At 71.5% G+C, this 20883-nt stretch carries 16 protein-coding genes; 5 read left to right on the forward strand and 11 right to left on the reverse strand.

The window, feature by feature from the left end; genetic code table 11:
- Positions 1-153 precede the first annotated feature (153 nt).
- The 7 genes from F1615_RS22485 to F1615_RS22515 form a co-directional block, all read right to left on the reverse strand.
- Positions 154-1359, reverse strand: coding sequence for an acyl-CoA dehydrogenase family protein (locus F1615_RS22485; protein ID WP_149550847.1), 1206 nt, complete (start codon positions 1357-1359; stop codon positions 154-156).
- Between the two features lie 3 nt (positions 1360-1362).
- Positions 1363-1875 (reverse strand): MaoC family dehydratase, encoded by a 513-nt coding sequence (locus F1615_RS22490; RefSeq protein WP_149550848.1) that lies wholly within the window; start codon positions 1873-1875, stop codon positions 1363-1365.
- A gap of 5 nt (positions 1876-1880) precedes the next feature.
- Positions 1881-2846, reverse strand: coding sequence for an HpcH/HpaI aldolase/citrate lyase family protein (locus F1615_RS22495; RefSeq protein ID WP_149550849.1), 966 nt, complete (start codon positions 2844-2846; stop codon positions 1881-1883).
- Positions 2843-4870 (reverse strand): protein meaA, encoded by a 2028-nt coding sequence (locus F1615_RS22500; RefSeq protein ID WP_149550850.1) that lies wholly within the window; start codon positions 4868-4870, stop codon positions 2843-2845. The genes F1615_RS22495 and F1615_RS22500 overlap by 4 nt, the downstream gene beginning before the upstream one ends.
- Before the next feature lie 10 nt (positions 4871-4880).
- On the reverse strand, positions 4881-6224 hold the full coding sequence (gene ccrA / locus F1615_RS22505) for a crotonyl-CoA carboxylase/reductase (protein ID WP_149550851.1): 1344 nt from the start codon (positions 6222-6224) through the stop codon (positions 4881-4883).
- A gap of 396 nt (positions 6225-6620) precedes the next feature.
- The gene (locus F1615_RS22510; RefSeq protein WP_149550852.1) at positions 6621-7433 is read right to left on the reverse strand and encodes a TetR family transcriptional regulator; all 813 of its coding nucleotides are present in this window, start codon (positions 7431-7433) and stop codon (positions 6621-6623) included.
- Positions 7434-7596: 163 nt separating this feature from the next.
- The gene (locus F1615_RS22515) at positions 7597-9402 is read right to left on the reverse strand and encodes a 3-hydroxyacyl-CoA dehydrogenase family protein (protein WP_149550853.1); all 1806 of its coding nucleotides are present in this window, start codon (positions 9400-9402) and stop codon (positions 7597-7599) included.
- Positions 9403-9756: 354 nt separating this feature from the next.
- Between F1615_RS22515 and F1615_RS22520 the strand changes: the two genes are divergently transcribed.
- Positions 9757-10362 carry an adenylosuccinate lyase gene (locus tag F1615_RS22520; RefSeq protein WP_149550854.1) on the forward strand — a complete coding sequence of 202 codons (606 nt, stop codon included), beginning with the start codon at positions 9757-9759 and terminating at the stop codon, positions 10360-10362.
- Between the two features lie 176 nt (positions 10363-10538).
- Here the strand turns inward: F1615_RS22520 and F1615_RS22525 are convergent, their stop codons facing one another.
- The 4 genes from F1615_RS22525 to F1615_RS22540 all read right to left on the reverse strand — a co-directional run bounded on the left by F1615_RS22525 (position 10539) and on the right by F1615_RS22540 (position 14216).
- On the reverse strand, positions 10539-11066 hold the full coding sequence (locus F1615_RS22525) for a GNAT family N-acetyltransferase (RefSeq protein ID WP_149550855.1): 528 nt from the start codon (positions 11064-11066) through the stop codon (positions 10539-10541).
- Positions 11063-11404: a Rid family hydrolase gene (locus tag F1615_RS22530; protein ID WP_149550856.1), complete on the reverse strand. Its 342-nt coding sequence runs from the start codon at positions 11402-11404 to the stop codon at positions 11063-11065. The genes F1615_RS22525 and F1615_RS22530 overlap by 4 nt, the downstream gene beginning before the upstream one ends.
- Before the next feature lie 56 nt (positions 11405-11460).
- The gene (locus tag F1615_RS22535) at positions 11461-13041 is read right to left on the reverse strand and encodes an alpha/beta hydrolase (protein WP_149550857.1); all 1581 of its coding nucleotides are present in this window, start codon (positions 13039-13041) and stop codon (positions 11461-11463) included.
- 137 nt (positions 13042-13178) lie between these two features.
- Positions 13179-14216, reverse strand: coding sequence for an Rv2578c family radical SAM protein (locus F1615_RS22540; protein ID WP_149550858.1), 1038 nt, complete (start codon positions 14214-14216; stop codon positions 13179-13181).
- Between the two features lie 160 nt (positions 14217-14376).
- On the opposite strand from F1615_RS22540, the gene F1615_RS22545 reads away from it, so the two are divergent.
- From F1615_RS22545 to F1615_RS22560, 4 genes are all read left to right on the forward strand, one after another.
- Positions 14377-14820, forward strand: a complete 444-nt coding sequence (locus tag F1615_RS22545; protein WP_149550859.1) for an SRPBCC family protein — start codon at positions 14377-14379, stop codon at positions 14818-14820.
- 165 nt (positions 14821-14985) lie between these two features.
- Entirely contained in the window at positions 14986-17388 is a 2403-nt protein-coding gene (locus F1615_RS22550) for an MFS transporter (protein WP_149550860.1), read from the forward strand.
- 144 nt (positions 17389-17532) lie between these two features.
- Positions 17533-19995, forward strand: coding sequence for a SpoIIE family protein phosphatase (locus F1615_RS22555; RefSeq protein WP_149550861.1), 2463 nt, complete (start codon positions 17533-17535; stop codon positions 19993-19995).
- 158 nt (positions 19996-20153) lie between these two features.
- Positions 20154-20879 carry a class I SAM-dependent methyltransferase gene (locus tag F1615_RS22560; RefSeq protein ID WP_149550862.1) on the forward strand — a complete coding sequence of 242 codons (726 nt, stop codon included), beginning with the start codon at positions 20154-20156 and terminating at the stop codon, positions 20877-20879.
- Positions 20880-20883: the final 4 nt, after the last annotated feature.

The raw sequence follows: 20883 nt of genomic DNA on the forward strand, positions 1-20883 counted from the left end.
GATGATGCCGCGCAACTGCGGGGGACGGCGGCTTTCCGGCGATCGTAGCGGCTTCGGGCGGCAACTGGGTAAGGCAGGCAGCCAAGTCGACGGCCGAAGAGTGCATACGGGGTGTGATCCTCTTCTCCAAGAAAACACCCCGTACCCAGACATCTAGCCCTGGAATCGATACTCTTCGAGCAGTCGGCGACCGATGATCATTTTCTGGATCTCGGCGGTGCCTTCACCGATCAGCAGCATCGGAGCCTCCCGGTAGAGGCGCTCGATCTCGTACTCCTTGGAGAAGCCGTAGCCGCCGTGGATCCGGAAGGCGTCCTCCACGACCTCCTTGCAGTACTCGGAGGCGAGGTACTTCGCCATCCCTGCTTCAAGGTCGTTTCGTTCCCCGGAGTCCTTTTTGCGCGCTGCGTTCACCATCATCGCATGCGCGGCCTCCACCTTGGTAGCCATCTCGGCCAGCTTGAACTGGATGGCCTGGTGCTGGGCGATCGGCTTGCCGAACGTGTGCCGCTGCTGGGCGTACCGGACGCCCAGCTCGAAGGCGCGCTGGGCGACGCCGCAGCCACGCGCCGCCACGTTGACCCGGCCGACCTCGACGCCGTCCATCATGTGGTAGAAACCTCGGCCGGTGACCCCGCCGAGCACCCGGTCGGCGGGAATCCGCAGGCCGTCCATGATGAGCTCGGTCGTGTCGACGCCCTTGTAGCCCATCTTGTCGATCTTCCCGGGGATGGTCAGGCCGGGGCGCACCTCGCCGAAGCCCGGCTCCTTCTCCACGAGGAAGGTCGTCATCGACTTGTGCGGGGCCGTGCCCTCGGGGTGACCCTCGTCACTCCGGACCAGAACGGCCACCAGGGAGGACGTGCCGCCGTTGGTCAGCCACATCTTCTGGCCGTTCAGGACGTACTCCTCGCCGTCCTTCACCGCCTTCGACGTGATGGCCGACACGTCGGAGCCGAGGCCCGGCTCCGACATCGAGAAGGCGCCGCGGATGTCGCCGGCCGCCATCCTCGGCAGGAAGTGGTCCTTCTGCTCCTGCGTGCCGTGCTGCTTGAGCATGTACGCCACGATGAAGTGCGTGTTGATGATGCCGGACACCGACATCCAGCCGCGGGCGATCTCCTCCACGCACAGCGCGTAGGTGAGGAGGGACTCGCCCAGACCCCCGTACTCCTCGGGGATCATCAGGCCGAACAGGCCGAGTTCCTTCAGACCGTCGACGATCGCCTGCGGGTACTCGTCGCGGTGCTCCAGCTCGGTCGCGACCGGGATGATCTCCTTGTCCACGAAGTCGCGGACGGTGGAGAGGATCTCCTGCTGAACGTCGGTCAGACCGGCGGTCTGGGCGAGACGGGCCATGGCCTACTTCTCCTGCTGCTTCAGTTCCGGGCGGCCGGGCTGCTCGCCGCCGCGCTCCTTGATGTACGTCTCGGTCGGCACCATCACCTTGCGGCGGAACACGCAGACGAGCGTGCCGTCCTGCTTGTAGCCCTTGGTCTCGACGTGGACGATGCCGCGGTCGTTCTTCGACTTCGACGGCCACTTGTCGAGCACGGTCGTCTGGCCGTAGACGGTGTCGCCGTGGAAGGTCGGCGCCACGTGCTTCAGCGACTCGATCTCCAGGTTGGCGATGGCCTTGCCGGAGATGTCCGGCACGGACATGCCGAGCAGCAGCGAGTAGATGTAGTTCCCCACGACGACGTTCTTGCCGAAGTCCGTCGTCTTCTCCGCATAGTTCGTGTCCATGTGGAGCGGGTGGTGGTTCATGGTGAGCAGACAGAACAGGTGGTCGTCGTACTCCGTGACCGTCTTGCCCGGCCAGTGCTTGTACGTCGCCCCGACCTCGAACTCCTCGTAGGTGCGTCCGAACTGCATCGCGCTCAGCCCTCCGGGATCTCGAACTTGCTGGTGCGCCGCATGCCGGCGGCGCGGCCCTTGCCCGAGATGACCAGTGCCATCTTGCGGCTGGCCTCGTCGATCATCTCGTCGCCGAGCATCGCCGAGCCCTTCTTGCCGCCCGCCTCGGACGTGTAGTAGTCGTACGCGTCCAGGATCAGCTCGGCGTGGTCGTAGTCCTCCTGCGACGGCGAGAAGATCTCGTTGGACGCCTCGACCTGTCCCGGGTGCAGCACCCACTTGCCGTCGAAGCCGAGCGCGGCGGCGCGCTGCGCGACCGCCCGGTAGCCCTCGACGTTGCGGATCTGCAGGTAGGGGCCGTCGATCGCCTGGAGGTTGTTGGCGCGGGCGGCCATCAGGATCTTCATCAGGATGTAGTGGTAGGCGTCCGCCGGGTAGCCGGGCGGCTGCTCACCCACGACCAGCGACTTCATGTTGATGGAGGCCATGAAGTCGGCCGGGCCGAAGATGATCGTCTCGACGCGCGGGGAGGCCTGCGCGATCTCGTTGACGTTGTTCAGGCCCTGCGCGTTCTCGATCTGCGCCTCGATGCCGATGCGGCCGACCTCGAAGCCCATCGTCTTCTCGATCTGCGTCAGCAGCAGGTCGAGCGCCACGATCTGCTGGGCGTCCTGGACCTTCGGCAGCATGATGCAGTCGAGGTTCGGGCCGGCGCCCTCGACGACCGTGACGACGTCCCGGTACGTCCACTCGGTCGTCCAGTCGTTGACGCGGACCACGCGCGTCTTGCCCGTCCAGTCGCCCTCGTTGAGGAACTTCACGATGGTGTGCCGCGCCTCGGGCTTGGCGAGCGGCGCGCAGGCGTCCTCCAGGTCGAGGAAGACCTGGTCCGCGGGGAGGCCCTGGGCCTTCTCCAGGAAGCGCGGGTTCGAGCCCGGCACCGCCAGGCAGGAACGCCGCGGACGGAGACGGTTGACAGGCGTGGTCATGCGGGGACCTCCAGGGGGTCGAGCTTGTTCGCTGTGCGGATCTCGTCGACGATGCGGCCGATGATCCCGGTGATGTCGAAGTCCTTCGGGGTGAAGACCGCGGCCACTCCGGCTGCCCGCAGCTGTTCGGCATCCCCGTTCGGGATGATGCCACCGGCGATCACCGGTATATCTGTGGCACCGGCCACACGGAGCCGTTCGAGTACGTCCGGCACCAGCTGGGCGTGCGAACCGGAGAGGATGGACAGGCCCACCGCGTGCACGTCCTCCGCGAGGGCGGCGTCCACGATCTGCTCCGGGGTGAGCCGGATGCCCTGGTAGACCACCTCGAACCCGGCGTCGCGGGCCCGCACGGCGATCTGCTCGGCGCCGTTGGAGTGTCCGTCCAGGCCCGGCTTGCCGACCAGGAAGCGCAGCTTGCCCACGCCCAGGTCCCTGGCCGTCAGGTCCACCTTGCGGCGCACCTCGGACAGGGCCGAGCCCTCCTCCGCGGCGACCGCCACCGGGGCGGAGGACACGCCGGTCGGTGCCCGGAACTCGCCGAACACCTCGCGCAGCGCCCCGGCCCACTCGCCGGTCGTGACGCCGGCGCGGGCGCACTCCAGGGTGGCCTCCATGAGGTTGTCGGTGCCGCGCGCGGCCTCCTTCAGCTTCTCCAGCGCCTTGCAGGGGCGCGGGTGGTTGAAGGGCGGCTGGTAGCGCGTGTCGCGCCAGTTCTGCAGCGAGGCGATCACGCGTGCCTCCACCGCCGGGTCCACCGTCTGGATCGCGGTGTCCAGGTCGGCGGTCAGCGGGTTCGGCTCGGTGCCCTCGAAGGCGTTGACACCGATGATCTTCTCCTCGCCGGACTCGATCCGGGCCCGGCGCGCGGCGTGCGAGGAGACCAGCTGGGACTTGAGGTAGCCGGACTCGACGGCGGCCATCGCGCCGCCCATCTCCTCGATCCGCTCCATCTCCGCGAGCGAGTCCGCGACCAGCTCCTCCACCTTCGCCTCGATCACCTTCGAACCCTCGAAGATGTCGTCGTACTCCAGCAGATCGCTCTCGTACGCCAGGACCTGCTGGATGCGCAGCGACCACTGCTGGTCCCAGGGGCGGGGGAGGCCCAGGGCCTCGTTCCAGGCCGGCAGCTGCACGGCACGCGCGCGTGCGTCCTTGGAGAGGGTGACGGCCAGCATCTCCAGCACGATCCGCTGGACGTTGTTCTCCGGCTGCGCCTCGGTCAGACCGAGGGAGTTGACCTGGACGCCGTACCGGAAGCGGCGGTGCTTGGGGTTCTCGATGCCGTACCGCTCGCGGGTGACCCGGTCCCAGATGCGGCCGAAGGCGCGCATCTTGCACATCTCCTCGATGAACCGGACGCCGGCGTTCACGAAGAAGGAGATGCGGCCGACCACGTCGCCCATGCGCTCCTGCGGCACCTGTCCGCTGTCGCGGACGGCGTCCAGGACGGCGATGGCGGTGGACATCGCGTACGCGATCTCCTGCACCGGCGTGGCCCCGGCCTCCTGCAGGTGGTAGCTGCAGATGTTGATCGGGTTCCACTTCGGGATGTGGGAGACCGTGTACGCGATCATGTCCGTCGTCAGGCGGAGCGACGGCCCCGGCGGGAACACATGGGTGCCCCGGGACAGGTACTCCTTGACGATGTCGTTCTGGGTCGTGCCCTGGAGCCTGGTGATGTCCGCGCCCTGCTCCTCGGCGACGACCTGGTAGAGCGCCAGCAGCCACATGGCGGTGGCGTTGATCGTCATCGAGGTGTTCATCTGCTCCAGGGGGATGTCCTGGAACAGCCGGCGCATGTCACCGAGGTGGGCCACCGGCACCCCGACCCGGCCGACCTCGCCGCGGGCGAGGACGTGGTCGGAGTCGTACCCGGTCTGCGTCGGCAGGTCGAACGCGACCGACAGACCCGTCTGGCCCTTGGCGAGGTTGCGCCGGTACAGCTCGTTGGACGCCTCGGCGGTCGAGTGACCGGCGTACGTCCGCATGAGCCACGGACGGTCCTTCTGGCGCTCTGTCATGTCCCGGCCCTCAGACGTTCCGGAAGCGGTTGATGGCGTCGATGTGCTTGGCGCGCTTCTCGTGGTCGCGCACGCCCAGGCCCTCCTCGGGCGCCATGCACAGCACGCCGACCTTGCCCTGGTGCGCGTTGCGGTGCACGTCGTGGGCGGCCTGGCCGGTGTCCTCCAGGGAGTACACCTTGGACAGCGTCGGGTGGATCTTGCCCTTCGCGATCAGCCGGTTGGCCTCCCAGGCCTCGCGGTAGTTGGCGAAGTGCGAGCCGATGATGCGCTTCAGCGACATCCACAGGTAGCGGTTGTCGTACTGGTGCATGTAGCCCGAGGTCGAGGCGCAGGTGGTGATGGTGCCGCCCTTGCGGGTGACGTAGACCGAGGCGCCGAAGGTCTCGCGGCCGGGGTGCTCGAAGACGATGTCGATGTCCTCGCCGCCGGTGAGCTCGCGGATGCGCTTGCCGAAGCGCTTCCACTCCTTGGGGTCCTGGGTGTTCTCGTCCTTCCAGAACCTGTAGCCCTCGGCGCTGCGGTCGATGATCGCCTCGGCGCCCATCGACCGGCAGATGCCGGCCTTCTGCTCGCTGGAGACGACACAGATCGGGTTGGCGCCGCCGGCCAGCGCGAACTGGGTGGCGTAGGAGCCGAGTCCGCCGCTCGCGCCCCAGATGAGGACGTTGTCGCCCTGCTTCATGCCGGCGCCGTTGCGGGAGACGAGCTGCCGGTACGCGGTGGAGTTGACCAGGCCCGGGGCGGCGGCCTCCTCCCAGCTGAGGTGGTCCGGCTTGGGCATCAGCTGGTTGGACTTCACCAGGGCGATCTCGGCGAGGCCGCCGAAATTGGTCTCGAAGCCCCAGATGCGCTGCTCGGGGTCGAGCATCGTGTCGTTGTGGCCGTCGCTGGACTCCAGCTCGACGGACAGGCAGTGGGCGACGACCTCGTCACCGGGCCGCCAGGAGTTGACGCCGGGGCCGGTGCGCAGCACGACGCCCGCGAGGTCGGAGCCGATGATGTGGTACGGCAGGTCGTGGCGCTTGGCCAGCTCGCTGGTGCGGCCGTAGCGCTCGAGGAACCCGAACGTGGACAGCGGCTCGAAGATCGAGGTCCACACCGAGTTGTAGTTGACCGAGGAGGCCATGACGGCCACCAGGGCCTCGCCCGGGCCGAGTTCGGGCAGCGGCACGTCGTCCAGGTGGATCGACTTGCGGGGGTCCTTGTCGCGGGTCTCGAGGCCCGCGAACATCTCCGTCTCGTCCTTGTGCACCGTGATGGCGCGGTACGACTCGGGGAGCGGCAGGGCGGCGAAGTCCTCCGACGTGGAGTCGGGCGACTGGATCGCGGCCAGGATGTCCTTGACGGTCACGGTGTTGCCTCCGGCGATGAGCGCCCTGAGGGAGGGGCGCTGAGGGTTACGTCGGTGTGCTGCTGAGGGTTCGGGGGTTTGCCGTCGGTTCGGCGGTGGTGCTTCGGCAGCGCTTGGTGTGCGCGGGAGGTTGCCTGTGACGCAGGCGTCCGGACGTACGGGCGGTGGGCCCGCCGGGACAGTTCGCCCGGACTCCTTCAACGTATGGCACGCCGTGTCATCCGGCAAGGCACTGCGTGCCAGAACATTGGCTCAGGTGAAATCTTTACGCATCAGATGAGCGATGATCGATCGAACGGGCTCCGGAATCAGTGCGAAAAGGGGCTCTGACATGGCAAAACGGCCACCCGGTGGGGTGGCCGTTGTCACAGCGGGCGGCGCGCGTCGAGGGGCCGCTCAGCGCTCCTTCAGCGCCTGCTCGATGGTCCGCATCACCTCGTCCAGCGACGCGTCCACGTGGGCGACCGTCACCAGCACCTCGCCATGCGTGGACGCCGAGGCGGCCGGAGACGGCGGGGGCGCGGTGCGCCGGCCCGCCATGATGCCGCTGCCGAAGGTCTTGCGGACGATCGCGAAGGCGTGGTCCAGCTGCGCCTCCACGTCCCCCTGGCCGCCCGCCCTGAGCCAGCGCCGCAGCACGTGGTTGTGCGCGGTGACGACGGCCGAGGCGGCGACCTCCGCCAGCAGCGGGTCGTCATTGGCGTCGTCGTCGTGCGCGTGCTCGTCGAAGTGGCCGAGGAGATAGCGGGTGAAGAGCCGCTCGTAGCGGGCCACCGACGCGATCTCGGCCTCGCGCAGGGTGGGCACCTCGCGCGTCAGCTTGTAGCGGGCGACCGAGATCTCCGGCCGCGCCGCGTACATCTTCATGACCTCTTTGATGCCGCGGCACACCGTGTCGAGCGGATGCTCGTGCGCGGGGGCGGCGTTGAGCACCGCCTCGGCGCGGACCAGGGTGTCGTCGTGGTCGGGGAAGATCGCCTCTTCCTTGGAACGGAAGTGGCGGAAGAAGGTGCGGCGGGCCACCCCGGCGGCGGCCGCGATCTCGTCGACGGTGGTGGCTTCGTACCCCTTGGTCGCGAACAGCTCCATCGCGGCGGCCGCCAGTTCCCGGCGCATTTTGAGCCGCTGGGCGGCGGCCCGAGAGCCTGCGGCGCTTTCCGGCGGCTCGGTCGTGGCTGGCGTACGTGCGGACTTGGCGGGCTGGGACATGCCCTGAACGTACTGCATGTGCGCAGCTCGATGCGCGTGACCGGGGGCTCCCCCGCCCTCGGCGGGCGGGGGAGGATCGCTGCGGGCGGGTGGCGGGAACCGGTCGGGGTCGAGCAGTCCGCCCCACTCCGCGCCGCTCAGGAACCAGTCGCCGGGGCGCTGCTCAGCGCTTGGCATATTCGCGGAAGCCACGGCCGGTCTTGCGGCCGAGGCAGCCCGCGGCCACCAGGTGCTCCAGCAGCGGCGCCGGGGCGAGGCCCGGGTCGCGGAACTCGCGGTGCAGCACCTTCTCGATGGCCAGCGAGACATCCAGCCCGACGACGTCCAGCAGCTCGAAGGGGCCCATCGGGTAACCGCCGCCCAGCTTCATCGCGGCGTCGATGTCGTCGAGGGACGCGTAGTGCTCCTGCACCATCTTGATCGCGTTGTTGAGGTACGGGAACAGCAGGGCGTTCACGATGAACCCGGCCCGGTCGCCGCAGTCCACGGCGTGCTTGCGGATCCTCCCGCAGACCTCGCGCACGGTGGCGTGCACGTCGTCGGCGGTCAGCACGGTACGGACCACCTCGACCAGCTTCATGGCCGGCGCGGGGTTGAAGAAGTGCATGCCGATCACGTCCTGCGGGCGCGAGGTGGCGCGGGCGCAGGCGACGACCGGGAGGGAGGACGTGGTGGTGGCGAGCACGGCGCCCGGCTTGCAGACCTTGTCCAGCGTCGCGAACAGCTGCCGCTTGACCTCCAGGTCCTCGGCGACCGCCTCGACCGCGAGATCGACGTCGGCGAAATCGTCGTAGGTGCCCGTCGCACGGACCCGCTCCAGGGTCTCGGCGGCGGCCTCCGCGGTCATCCGGCCCTTGTCCACGGAGCGCGCGAGGGACTTCCCGATCCGGGCCCTGGCGCCGAGTGCCTTCTCCTCGCTGCGGGCGGCCAGGACCACGTCGTAACCCGCCTTCGCGAAGACCTCGGCGATGCCGGAGGCCATGGTGCCCGAGCCCGCGACGCCCACCGAGCGGACCGGACGGCCCCCGGCCGCGGCGCCGTCCTCACGCGGGGTGAGGGCGTCGCGCACGACGGTGCCGCTGCCGGGCGCCTCGTACGTGTAGAAGCCGCGCCCCGCCTTGCGGCCCGTCAGGCCCGCCTCGCTGAGCTGCTTGAGCACCGGGGCCGGGGCGTGCAGCCGGTCACGGGACTCGGCGTACATGGCCTCGAGGACCGTGCGCGCGGTGTCGATGCCGATCAGGTCGAGCAGTGCCAGCGGGCCCATGGGCAGTCCGCAGCCCAGCCGCATCGCGGCGTCGATGTCCTCACGCGAGGCGTAGTTGGCCTCGTACATCGCGGCGGCCTGGTTGAGGTAGCCGAACAGCAGGCCGTCGGCGACGAATCCGGGCCGGTCGCCGACCGCCACGGGCTCCTTGCCGAGGTCCAGGGCCAGGTTCGTGACCGCGGTGACGGCCGCGGGGGCGGTCAGCACACAGGAGACGATCTCCACCAGCTTCATCGCCGGCGCCGGGTTGAAGAAGTGCATGCCCAGCACCCGCTCCGGGCGGGCCGAGTCGGCCGCGAGACGGGTGACGGACAGGGCGTTCGTGCCGGTCGCCAGGATGGTCTCCGGCCGCACGATCCCGTCGAGTTCCCGGAGGATCTGCTGCTTGACCTCGTACGACTCCGGCGCCACCTCGATCACCAGATCGGCGTCGGCTGCGGCCGTGAGGTCGGTGGAGGTGGTGACGCGGGCCAGGAGCTGTGCGCGCTGCTGCCCGGTGAGCCGGCCGCGCTCCACGGCCCGGGCGGTCGAGGCCTCCAGGGCGGCGACGCACCGGGCGGCCTGGGCCTCGCTGATGTCGATGCCGACGACGTCGCGGCCGGCCGCGGCCAGGACCTCGGCGATGCCGGTGCCCATCGTGCCGAGGCCGACCACGGCGATGGTCCGGAGCGGGGACAGAGGGGTGTCGGACAGGGGAGTGGCCATCGCGGGACTCCAGGAATGAGGGTGACGACGGGAAACACGCCCGGGTGCGCCGAAGGGCGCACCGGGTGCGTGCGGGATGCGGGTGTGGACCGGGCTGCGAGCGCACACGCCCGGTGCCGTCGACGGAGCGACGGTGGATCCGGCCGGCCCTGTCCCGGGGCCGAGCCGTACTGCGGTACACGGGGTACCGAACCGACTGCGACTCACGACGGCCGCGTCACCAGACCGGCGTGAGGAGGGTGGCGAGTGGGTAACTCGCTCGTCTGAGCTTAACCCGCGGGTAACGAGCGCGCCAGCCCCCTGCTTTGTGATGTAGGTCCCGAGCACCCCCGCCCGGCCCCTAATCTCTGGGACATGGACGAAGAGTTGCGATCGCTCACGGAGCGCTTACGGGCGGAGTCGGGCGGATCGGCGGCGTACGACCGTCTCCTGGCCACCGACGACCCCGACACCCTGGCCGGCGTGCTCACCGAGCCCGGACAGCCGCTGTGGGCGCGGGAACTGGCCGCGTTCCGGCTGGGACTGGCGGGGGACCGCAGGGCCTTCGAGGCCCTCGTCCTCCTCCTCAACCACCGCGACCCGCCGCGCTGCGCCTCCGCCGCCCACGCCCTGGCCCGCCTCGGCGACCCGCGCACCGCCCGCGCCGCCGCCGCCCTCGCCACCAACGAACTCCGCGTCGCCTACGCCCTGCACCCGGTCCGCCTGCTCACCGAACTGCGCGCCCCCGAGGCGGTACCGGCCCTGATCACCACCCTGCGGCGCCGGCTCCGCCCCCACGACCCGTACCGCCGGGTCGCGCTCGCCTGCGTCGACGGGCTGGGCGAACTCGGCGACCCGCGCGCCGAACCCGTACTGAACGACGCCCTCGCCCACCCGGCACTGGCCGAGGCGGCGGTGCGCGCCCTGACCCGGATCCCCCGGCAGGGGGGCGCCCGGGGGCGCGTCCCCGGACAGCGGTAACCCCGCCGTCGGCCGCCGCGCTCCCGCGGGTACCGCACCCCGGCCGCCTCGGCGGGTTCCGCGACACCGTTCGTGCCCGGGCGGTGCTCCGGCCCTCCCGGCGATGCGCGCGCCGGAGCGGAGTCGCCGGGCAGGTGGCCGCGTGCCCGCGGGGTCCCGGCCGGTGGTGCCCCGCGTCAGCCGCCGAGCTCCCGCGCGTACCGCACCTCGGGCACCGCCACGCCGGCCACCTCGAAGGGTTCCTCGGCGCCGTCCGCGCCGAAGCCCGCGCGCTCGTAGAAGCGGCGGGCGCGGGTGTTGTCCTTGAGGACCCACAGGTACATGCGCCGGGGGCCGGCGGAGGCGCAGCGGTGGGTCGCCTCGGACAGGAGGGTCCGCCCCACACCCCGGCCGATGTGCTCGGGGCGCAGGTACAAGGCGTACAACTCGGCGTCCCCGGTGCGCACGTCGCCGTCCCGGTACGGACCGAACGCGGCCCATCCGACGAGCTCGCCGCCCTCGGCCTCGGCGACCAGGTCGACCGCGCTGCCGTCGCCCTCCAGCAGGCGGGCGCGATGCCGCTCGGCGTCCGCCCCGATGTCGAGGCCGTCGAGATACGGCTGCGGGACGAGGCCCCGGTACGCGTGCTGCCACCCGCGGATCCGGATCGCGGCGACGCCCTCGCAGTCCCCGGCGGTCATGGGCCGCACCAGGAGCCCGCTCATGCGGCCACCACCGCGAGGGCCTCGGTCTCCGACGGGAACTCCTGGCGGACCAGCCCGGCGAACTGGACGGCCGACGGGTGCGCCCTGTCCGTCACGAAACAGGTGAGCCTCACGACGTCGTCGAACGTCGCCCCGGCCGCCGCCGGACAGCGCCTCAGGCTCTCGAACACCTGACGGGCCTGGGCCCCGGCGTTCCCCGCGCCGACGAGCTCCCCGTCCTCGTCCCGGGCGAGCCGGCCGGAGACGGCGACCAGGCGGCCCGTGCCCGTCACCACGTGGGGGTACCGGGCCGCGGGGGCCACGCCGTCGGGGGCGGGGACGCGGGTCAGGTCGATCATGTGTTCATGATGGACCACGGGTACGTCGGTCCCGCCCCCGACGGGGTGTCAGGCGCTCAGCCGCGGGGGCCGAGCAGGCCGTGCAGCGTCGAGCCGCGTGCCGTGTTCGGCGCCGCCTTCGACGTCAGCGGCTTCGGGTCGGGCAGCGCCGCGCAGACCGCGTCCGCCTCGCCGTGGCTGCCGCGCGGCACGGTCCCGTCGGCCAGGTAGGCGGCCAGGTGCCGGTCCAGACAGGCGTTCCCGCTCAGCGTGATGCCGTGGTTGCCGCTGCCCGACTCGACGACCAGGCTGGAGCGCGACAGCAGCCGGTGGACGGTGACACCGCCCTGGTACGGGGTCGCCGCGTCGTGCGTCGCCTGGAACAGCAGCGCCGGCGGCAGTTCGCTGTTGCTGACGCGCTCCGGCCGCAGGGACTCGGCCGGCCAGAACGCGCACGGCGCGTTGTACCAGGCGTTGTTCCAGGTCATGAACGGTGCCCGTGCGTAGGCCTCCCAGTTGTCCTTGCGCCACTGCCGCCAGTCCCGCGGCCAGGAGGCGTCCCGGCACTCGACCGCCGTGTAGACGCTGTAGCCGTTGTCCCCGGCGGCGTCGTTCGCGCCGAAGTTCTCGTACGCCTCGATCAGCGGCTCGGCGTCCCCGTCGTTCACGTAGGCCGAGAACGCCTCCGCGAGATAGGGCCAGTAGCCGTTGTAGTAACCGCCCGGGATGTAGGTGTCCTCCAGCTCGGCGGCGCCCACCTTGCCGCCGGCCGGGTGCTTCTTCAGGTCCGCGCGCATCGCGTACCACCTGGCCTCGATCTTCTCCGGGTCGGTGCCGAGGCGGTACGTCGTGTCGTACTTGGCCACCCAGTCCATGAAGGCGCGGTGACGGTCGTTGAAGGCGTGGTCCTGGTTCAGATTGGCGTCGTACCAGACCTCGGTGGGGTCGACCACCGAGTCCAGGACCAGCCGCCGCACCCGATCCGGGAACCGCTTGGCGTAGACGGTGCCCAGATAGGTGCCGTAGGAGTAGCCGAAGTAGTTGATCCGCTCGGCGCCCAGTGCCTGCCGGATGACGTCCATGTCGCGCACCGCGGCACCCGTGCCGATGTGCGGCAGCAGGTCGCCGTACTTCCGGCCGCAGGCTTCGGCGAAGGACTTCGCACGCCGGAGGTTGGCCTGCTCCACCTCGGGCGAGGTGGGCACCGAGTCGGGGCGCACCGCACCGAAGTGGTCCGGCGCGCAGTCCAGCGCGGGTTCGCTCGCGCCCACACCGCGCGGGTCGAAGCCGATGACGTCGTACTGGGCGGCCACCTTCTCCGGCAGCGACGACGCCACGAACCCGGCGAGCGTCAGCCCGCTGCCGCCGGGACCGCCCGGGTTCACCAGCAGGGGGCCCTGGTACTTCTTCGCGGTGTGCGGCACGCGGGACAGCGCGAGCGTGATCGTCCGCCCCGCGGGGGCGGAGTGGTCGAGCGGCACCTCGACGGACGCGCACTGCAGCGTCGGGTGGTCGTCGGTGCCGCACTTCCTCCACGCGGGCTTCGCGGCGTGGAAGGATTCCGCGGCGCGCGGAGTGCCGGCCTCGGCGGGGACGGCCGTGAGGCTTCCGGCCACGACGACGACGGCACCGCACAGCACGGCTGCGCGTTTACTCATGGGGGTCCTCCCAGGACGGAGGTGCTGCGGACCGCGAGGCTCACGGTCCACGCGGCATCGTCCCGATGTGGGACCCCGTAGGAACGCGTTCGATCGATAGTTGACCCAATTGGGCCGCCGGATGCCCTCGGATGCGCTCAGAGGAGCGTCAGCTGGGTGGGCTCCGCCGTCGAGGGCCCGGCGGGCCCCGCGGTGGGGATCCGGCGCGGCATGCCCGCGCGGGTGGGGCCGATGCCGTACTCCTGGGCCAGGTCGTGCACCTGACGGGTGATGCGGCGCTGGTACCACTTCGGCGCGTAGGCCCCCTCCGTGTACAGCCGCTCGTAACGGTTCACCAGGTGCGGGTGGTGGTGTGCCAGCCAGGCCATGAACCACTCGCGGGCGCCGGGCCGCAGGTGCAGCACCAGGGGTGTGACGGAGGTGGCGCCCGCGGCCGCGACGGCCCGCACGGTCGCGCGCAGCTGGTCCGGCCGGTCGCTCAGGAACGGGATCACCGGCGCCATCAGGACCCCGCAGCCGATGCCGTGCCCGGCGAGCGCGCGGACCACGTCCAGCCGCCGCTCCGGGGCCGGCGTGCCCGGCTCGACCGTGCGCCACAGCGTCTCGTCGGTGAAGCCCACCGAGACCGAGATGCCCACGTCGGTCACCTCGGCCGCCTGCCGCAGCAGCGGCAGGTCCCGCAGGATCAGCGTGCCCTTGGTGAGGATCGAGAACGGGTTCGCGTGGTCGCGCAGGGCCGCCAGGATGCCCGGCATCAGCCGGTAGCGGCCCTCCGCGCGCTGGTAGCAGTCGACGTTGGTGCCCATGGCTATGTGCTCGCCCTGCCAGCCGCGGGAGGACAGTTTGCGCCGCAGCAGCTCGGGCGCGTTCACCTTGACCACGATCTGGCTGTCGAAGCCGAGGCCGGTGTCGAGGTCCAGGTAGCTGTGGGTCTTCCTCGCGAAGCAGTACACGCACGCGTGCGTGCAGCCCCGGTAGGGGTTCACCGTCCACTCGAAGGGCATGCGCGAGGCACCCGGCACCCGGTTGACGATCGAGCGGGCCCGGATCTCGTGGAAGGTGATGCCGCGGAACTCCGGCGTGTCGAAGGTGCGGGTGACCACCGCCTCCGCGCCGAACAGCGCGGCGTCGGCCCGGCTGTGTCCGGAGTCCGGGGTGAGGTTCTCCCAGCGCATGGCGCCTCCTGTGGCTGTACTCCGCCCCACAATAGAACAAGTGTTCCCTTGATCGTGCGAGTGACATGTTCGGTCAGAACCGGAACCCCGATTTGGGCGGCCGGGCAGCGGGGTGGTTGGCTTGCCCCGACCCCGAGAACCCATGCCCTGGAGGAAAGCGATGGCGCAGGTCGAGGCCACTACGGAGCGGATCGTCGCGGCGGACGCGGAGACGGTGTTCGACGCCCTCGCCGACTACAGCGGCACCCGCGGCAGGGTGCTGCCCGAGCAGTTCAGCGAGTACGAGGTCCGCGAGGGCGGCGACGGCGAGGGCACCCTCGTCCACTGGAGGCTCCAGGCCACCAGCAAGCGCGTGCGCGACTGCCTCCTGGAGGTCACCGAGCCGGCCGACGGCGAACTCGTCGAGAAGGACCGCAACTCCTCCATGGTCACCACCTGGCGCGTCACCCCCGCCGGCGACGGCCGGTCCCGGGTCGTCGTGACCACCGTCTGGAACGGCGCCGGCGGCATCGGCGGCTTCTTCGAGAAGACCTTCGCGCCCAAGGGTCTCGCCCGCATCTACGACGCCCTGCTGGCCAAGCTGGCCACGGAAGTCGAGAAGTAGCCGCCGCCCGGCGTCCTCAAGGCCCGAGAAACGGTGGGGAGTTGACTCCTCACCGGTTCGGGTGATCTGCCGGCGGACCGCCTCTGTCCCGTAACTCGCCGCGCTTGCTCGTAGTTGTCGCTTTTACGCGGGAATTGTCCGGCGGTGCGACGAGGGGAGCGGCACGTGGGCGGGATCACTCTGACGCAGGACGAGTCGGTCGCGGCACCACCGGCCGGGGGCCCGCCGCCCCCGGCACCGGTCGCGGAACCGGGCCTGAGCCCGCGCCGGGTCCGGCTGGTCTTCGTCGCGCTGATGCTGGCGCTGCTGCTCGCCGCGCTGGAGCAGATGATCGTCGCCACCGCGCTCCCGAAGATCGTCGGTGAACTGCACGGCCTGGACACCATGTCCTGGGCGATCACCGCCTACCTGCTCACCGCCACCGTCGGACTGCCCGTCTACGGCAAGCTCGGCGACCAGCTCGGCCGCAAGGGCGTCTTCCAGTTCGCGATCCTCGTCTTCGTCGTCGGATCCGCGCTGGCCGGCCGCGCGACGACCATGGACCAGCTCATCGCCTGCCGCGCGGTGCAGGGCGTCGGCGCGGGCGGACTGATGATCGGCGTCCAGGCGATCATGGCGGACATCGTGCCGGCACGGCAGCGCGGCCGCTTCATGGGGCTGATCGGCGCCGCCTTCGGACTCGCGTCCGTCGCCGGACCCCTGCTGGGCGGCTACTTCACCGACCACCTCTCGTGGCGCTGGTGCTTCTACATCAACGTGCCGTTCGGCATCGTCACCATGGTCGTCGTCGCCCTGGTGCTCAAGCTCCCCAAGCCGGCCGCCCGGGGGCGCTTCGACGTTCTCGGCACCCTGCTGCTGGCCGCCGCCTCCACCTGCCTGGTCCTGCTGACCAGTTGGGGCGGCACCGAGCACGCCTGGGACTCCCGGCTCGTGCTCGGTCTCGGCGCGGGCGCCGCCGCGGCCACCGTCCTCTTCCTCGTCGTCGAGCGCTTCGCCGCCGAACCCCTCATCCCGCTCGGGCTGTTCCGGGACTCCGTGTTCAACGTCACCGCCCTGGTGGGCCTGGTGACCGGTGTCGCCCTGTTCGGCGCCGCCAGTTATCTGCCGACGTACCTGCAGATGGTCGACGGGGCCAGCGCCACCGAGTCCGGACTGCTGATGCTGCCCATGATGGGCGGCATCGTCGGTGCCTCGGTCGTCTCCGGCCAGCTCATCAGCCGCACCGGCCGCTACCGGCGCCACCCCGTCGTCGGCGCCGCCCTCTCCGTCCTCGGCATGTGGCTGCTCTCCCGCCTGGAGACCGGCACGCCCCGGCTGCACTACAGCATCTGGATGGCCGTGCTCGGAGCCGGCCTCGGCATGGTGATGCCCGTGCTGATCCTCGCCGTGCAGAACTCCGTGCGCCCCGCCGACCTCGGCGCCGCCACCAGCGCCAACAACTACTTCCGCCAGATCGGCGGCAGCGTCGGGGCCGCCGTCTTCGGCACCCTCTTCGCCGGCCGGCTCACCGACGCGCTCGCCGAGCGCCTCCCCGCGGACGCGGGCACCGCCCTGCCGGACGCCGAGTCGATCACACCGGAGCTCGTGCACGCGCTGCCGCCCGAGCTGCGCGACGCCTACGTCCAGGCCTACGCCGACGCCATGCCGCGCATCTTCCTCTACCTGGTGCCGGTGCTCGTCCTCGGCCTGTTCATCGCCTTCTTCCTCAAGGAGAAACCACTGGTGTCCCACCACACCCCCCTCGCCGACCCGGCTCAGGAAGCACCGCACGCCCGCACGCGCGTGCCCCAGGCCCGCGCCCCGCACACCGGCGGGATCCCCGTCTGCGGGACCGTGCAGCACCCCGACGGGACCGCCGTACCGCGCGCGGCGCTCACCCTCATCGACGTCTGCGGGCAGCAGACCGGTCGCGGCGCCAGTGGCGAGGACGGGCGGTACGCGCTGGCCACGCCGGGACCGGGCTCGTACGTCCTGATCGCCGCCGCCGGCGGCCACCAGCCGCAGGCGGTCTCCGTGACCGTCGGCGAGCGGCCCGTCGAGCTCGACGTCGTCCTCGGCGGCGCGGGCCGCCTGGCCGGCAGTGTCCTCACCGCCGACGGCACACCGGTGCGGGACGCCGCCGTCACCCTCACCAACGTCCACGGGGAGGTGGTCGCGAGCACCCGCAGCGGCCGCGAGGGCGGGTACGTCATCAGCGAGCTGGTGGCGGGCGAGTACACCCTCGCCGCGAGTGCTCCCGCCTTCCGCCCGGCCGCGCTCCCCGTCACCGTCCAGGCGGCCCGCGAGACCCGCCAGGACGTCGAGCTGGCCGGCGGTGCCGTGCTGCGCGGCACGGTACGGGCGGGCGGCGGACGGGCCGTGGAGGAGGCGCGCGTGACGCTGCTGGACGCGGCGGGCAACGTCGTCGACACCCTCACCACCGGACCCGACGGCACCTTCCGCTTCGTCGACCTCTCCTCCGGCGAGTACACCGTCATCGCCGCCGGTTACCCGCCGGTCGCGACCGTGCTCCAGGTGGCCGGCGGAGGCCGTACGGAACGCGACCTCCAACTGGGGCACGAGGACTGAGACGGTCCGCCGCACGGGGTGTCGCGCGCCGGTGCGGGCCCCGGCGGGCAATTCCGGTATTGCCGCACATCGCGGCCGACCGCGGCCGTACGGTGGTGGCGGCCGTACAGATCTTGCGCAGCCGGGGGAGAGAGGGCCTGGGCCATGGACCGTGGCACCGAGCGGAACGGACCTCCCGATCGCCGCACCGGTGACGGCACGGCGACCGGACCGGGCCGCGCCGGCCGGATCCCGCTGGCCGTGGTCGTCGTCGACCGCGACGGACTCGTCTCGCACTGGAGCAGGGGCGCGCGGCGCCTCTTCGCACTCCCCAAGGAGGAGGCCCTCGGCCGTCCGGCGGTGGACCTGCTGCCCGTGACCGGAGCACTGCCCGAGGAACCGGAGGAAGAGGAGGACACCCCGTACGGGGCGTACGCGCCCCACGACGGCCTGGGACCGGGCCTGGGTGTCTCCCTCGGCGGAGGCCTGGCCTACCCGGCCGCGGGCCGGGCGCGTCTGGCCACGTCGCCGGCCGTCCGCGTCGACGTGCTGTGGTGGGCGTATCCGCTGGTGGGCTCGGGACGGGAGCGGCTGCTGGTGCTGGCCGCCGACGCGGAGGGGCTGCGTGCGGACGGGGCCGGGGTGGTCGAACGCGTCGCGCCCGGCTTCGCCCTGCACACCGACTTCCCCGGTTCCGGGGACCTCGCCCGCAGGCTCCCGGAGATCCTCCCCAGCATGAGCGTCGAGGACAGCGCCCGCATCGTCGCGCAGGTCCTGGAACTGGGTTACCCCATACTGGAGTTCAGTCGGAACGACCGGGTCCCGGTCACCCCCGACTGGGGTGTGCCCCGGCGCGCCGGGCGCCGGGAGCGCCGCGAACGGGCCGCGCGGGCCCTGGCGTCCGGCGAACCGGTGCCCGAGGAGCTGCGTGACGAGAGCGAGGACCTCGAGTACGCCGCCGTCCGCGAGCGTCTGGAGTTCCTCAACGAGGTCAGCTCCCGCATCGGCACCTCCCTCGACCTCTCCCGCACCGTCGTCGAGGTCAGCAAGGCCGTCGTGCCCCGCTTCACCGACGTCGCCGGCACCTATCTGCGGGAACAGGTCGTCGCCGGCGAGGGCTTCGACGAGGGCGTGCCTGACACCACCACCATGTGGCACCGGGTCGCCCTGGAGCACACCGACGAACCCGGCCGCTGGGACGACGTGGTGCCCGTCGGGGAGGCCATGCCCTTTCCGGCGCACACCCCGTTCTTCCAGTGCATGACCACCGGCGAACCCGTCCTGGTGCCGCGCATCAGCGAGGAGTTGGGCCACGCCATCGCCTCGCAGTTCGACAAGCGTGACATCCGGCCGCTGATCACCGGCCGCTCCATGCTGGTCGTCCCGCTGAAGGCACGCCATGCCGTCCTCGGCTTCATGATCCTGCTGCGCCATCCCGAGCGGCCGGTCTTCAACGACATGGACCGGGCCACCGGCGCCGAACTCGCCGCCCGCGCGGGGCTCGTGCTCGACAACGCCCGCATGTACACGTACCAGGAGAACGTCGCCGAGACGCTCCAGGACAGCATGCTGCCGCACATCCCGCCGCGCATGGCGGGCTGCGACATCGCCACCCGGTATCTGCCGGGCACCCTCCTCGGGCGGATCGGCGGCGACTGGTTCGACGCGGTCAAACTGCCCGGCGCCCGCACCGCGTTCGTCGTCGGCGACGTCATGGGGCACGGGCTGAACGCGGCCGCGATGATGGGTCAGTTGCGCACCGCCGTACAGACCATGGCCGCCCTGGACCTGCCGCCCGCGCAGCTCCTGCGCCATCTCGACGACCTGGCCCAGCGGCTCGGCGACACCTATCTGGCGACCTGTCTGTACGCCGTCCACGACCCCGTCGCGGGTGCACTGCACCTCGCCAACGCCGGACACGTCCCGCCCGTGCTGGTGCGCGCCGCGGACGGGCGCAGCGAACTGCTCGACCTGCCCACGGGCGCGCCCATCGGTGTCGGGGGAGTGCCCTTCGAGGCGGTGCGGGTACGCGTGGAGCCCGGCGACCGGCTGGTGATGTGCACCGACGGACTGGTCGAGGTGCGCGGCGAGGACATCGGTGTCGGGCTCGCCACGCTGTGCGAGTCCGCCGCCCACCCGGCCGCGTCCATGGACGACGCCTGCGACACCGTCATCCGCGCGCTCAGCACACGCGGCGGCCGCAAGGACGACGTGGCGCTGCTGATGGCCCGTCTGGGCGGCATCGGACCCGGCGACGTCGCCGAGTGGCGGCTCGCCCCCGAGCCGTCGGGGGTCGGCCGGGCCCGTGCGGTGGTCCGCGAGCAGTTGCACGACTGGGGGCTGCCGGAACTCGTGGACGGCGCCGGGCTGATGGTGAGCGAACTCGTCACCAACGCCGTACGGCACTCCCACGCCCGCCCCGTCGCCCTGCGGCTGGTGCGCGGCGACACGCTGCTGTGCGAGGTGGAGGACGACGACCACGAACTGCCGACGCTGACCGACGCGCGGCCGGCGGACGAGTCCGGGCGCGGACTGCGCGTGGTCAGCACCCTCGCCCGCGAGTGGGGCACGAGCCGGACGGCGGCCGGCAAGAGCGTGTGGTTCGAGCTGACGCTGCCGCGCCGTTGAGCACGGCGGCCGCCGACGCCGGTCGTACGACGGCGCGTTCCGCGGCGGACGAGCCGTGAAGGAATGCGCCCGCGCGCTTGTCCGCGCGCCCGGGGCGCGATACACCGTACTCGCCCGCCGCACCGGGCGGGCCGGCGTCGCACCCCGGGGAGTCGGTCATGAGCGTGACAAGTCGGTACCGGGAGGCCTGGGAGGGCTTCTGGCGTGAGGCACCGGACGAGCAGGGTGCCGTGTTCTGGGACGCGGAGCCCGCCCTCACCGTGGCCCGGCATCTCGCCCTGTTCGAACCGTATCTCTCGGATCCGGGGCTTCCCCTGGTGGACCTCGGCTGCGGCAACGGCACCCAGACCCGTTTCCTCGCCGACCGTTTCCCCCGGGTCCTCGGCGCCGACCTGTCCGCCGCGGCCCTGGACCGCGCACGCCGCGCGGACCCGGCCGGCCGGGCGGCGTACCGTCGGCTGGACGCCGTGGAGAAGGCCGAGTCGCAGGCGCTGCACGCGGAACTCGGCGACGCCAACGTCTATGTGCGCGGTGTGCTGCACCAGTGCGAGGCCGACGACCGGCAGGGCTTGGTGGACGGTGTCGCCACGGTGCTGGGCGGGCGCGGCCGGGCCTTCCTCGTCGAGCCGTCCGAGGAGGCCGGCGCGGTGCTGAGGAGCCTGGCGGCCGGCCCCGGCGGCCCGCCGGCCAAACTCGCGCCGGTCCTCCGGCACGGCATAGCCCCCGGCGAGGTCGCCGACGCGGCGGTGCCCGAGTTCCTGACCGCGGCCGGGCTCACCGTGCTGGCGAGCGGCACCCTGCCGCTCACCACCACGGAGTACGGCCCCGACGGCACCCGCGTCGAACTGCCGTCCCTCTGGTACGTGACGGGGCGCGCCGCGTAGGAAG

Origin of the sequence: Streptomyces marokkonensis (assembly GCF_008312835.1) — a bacterium.
Classification (GTDB): domain Bacteria; phylum Actinomycetota; class Actinomycetes; order Streptomycetales; family Streptomycetaceae; genus Streptomyces; species Streptomyces marokkonensis_A.

Excerpts from the sequence above, each read along its gene's own strand:
- F1615_RS22485 (WP_149550847.1), bottom strand. The coding sequence starts at position 1,359 with ATGGCCCGTCTCGCCCAGACCGCCGGTCTGACCGACGTTCAGCAGGAG.
- F1615_RS22490 (WP_149550848.1), bottom strand. The coding sequence starts at position 1,875 with ATGCAGTTCGGACGCACCTACGAGGAGTTCGAGGTCGGGGCGACGTAC.
- F1615_RS22495 (WP_149550849.1), bottom strand. The coding sequence starts at position 2,846 with ATGACCACGCCTGTCAACCGTCTCCGTCCGCGGCGTTCCTGCCTGGCG.
- F1615_RS22500 (WP_149550850.1), bottom strand. The coding sequence starts at position 4,870 with ATGACAGAGCGCCAGAAGGACCGTCCGTGGCTCATGCGGACGTACGCC.
- F1615_RS22510 (WP_149550852.1), bottom strand. The coding sequence starts at position 7,433 with ATGTCCCAGCCCGCCAAGTCCGCACGTACGCCAGCCACGACCGAGCCG.
- F1615_RS22515 (WP_149550853.1), bottom strand. The coding sequence starts at position 9,402 with ATGGCCACTCCCCTGTCCGACACCCCTCTGTCCCCGCTCCGGACCATC.
- F1615_RS22520 (WP_149550854.1), top strand. The coding sequence starts at position 9,757 with ATGGACGAAGAGTTGCGATCGCTCACGGAGCGCTTACGGGCGGAGTCG.
- F1615_RS22525 (WP_149550855.1), bottom strand. The coding sequence starts at position 11,066 with ATGAGCGGGCTCCTGGTGCGGCCCATGACCGCCGGGGACTGCGAGGGC.
- F1615_RS22530 (WP_149550856.1), bottom strand. The coding sequence starts at position 11,404 with ATGATCGACCTGACCCGCGTCCCCGCCCCCGACGGCGTGGCCCCCGCG.
- F1615_RS22535 (WP_149550857.1), bottom strand. The coding sequence starts at position 13,041 with ATGAGTAAACGCGCAGCCGTGCTGTGCGGTGCCGTCGTCGTCGTGGCC.
- F1615_RS22540 (WP_149550858.1), bottom strand. The coding sequence starts at position 14,216 with ATGCGCTGGGAGAACCTCACCCCGGACTCCGGACACAGCCGGGCCGAC.
- F1615_RS22545 (WP_149550859.1), top strand. The coding sequence starts at position 14,377 with ATGGCGCAGGTCGAGGCCACTACGGAGCGGATCGTCGCGGCGGACGCG.
- F1615_RS22555 (WP_149550861.1), top strand. The coding sequence starts at position 17,533 with ATGGACCGTGGCACCGAGCGGAACGGACCTCCCGATCGCCGCACCGGT.
- F1615_RS22560 (WP_149550862.1), top strand. The coding sequence starts at position 20,154 with ATGAGCGTGACAAGTCGGTACCGGGAGGCCTGGGAGGGCTTCTGGCGT.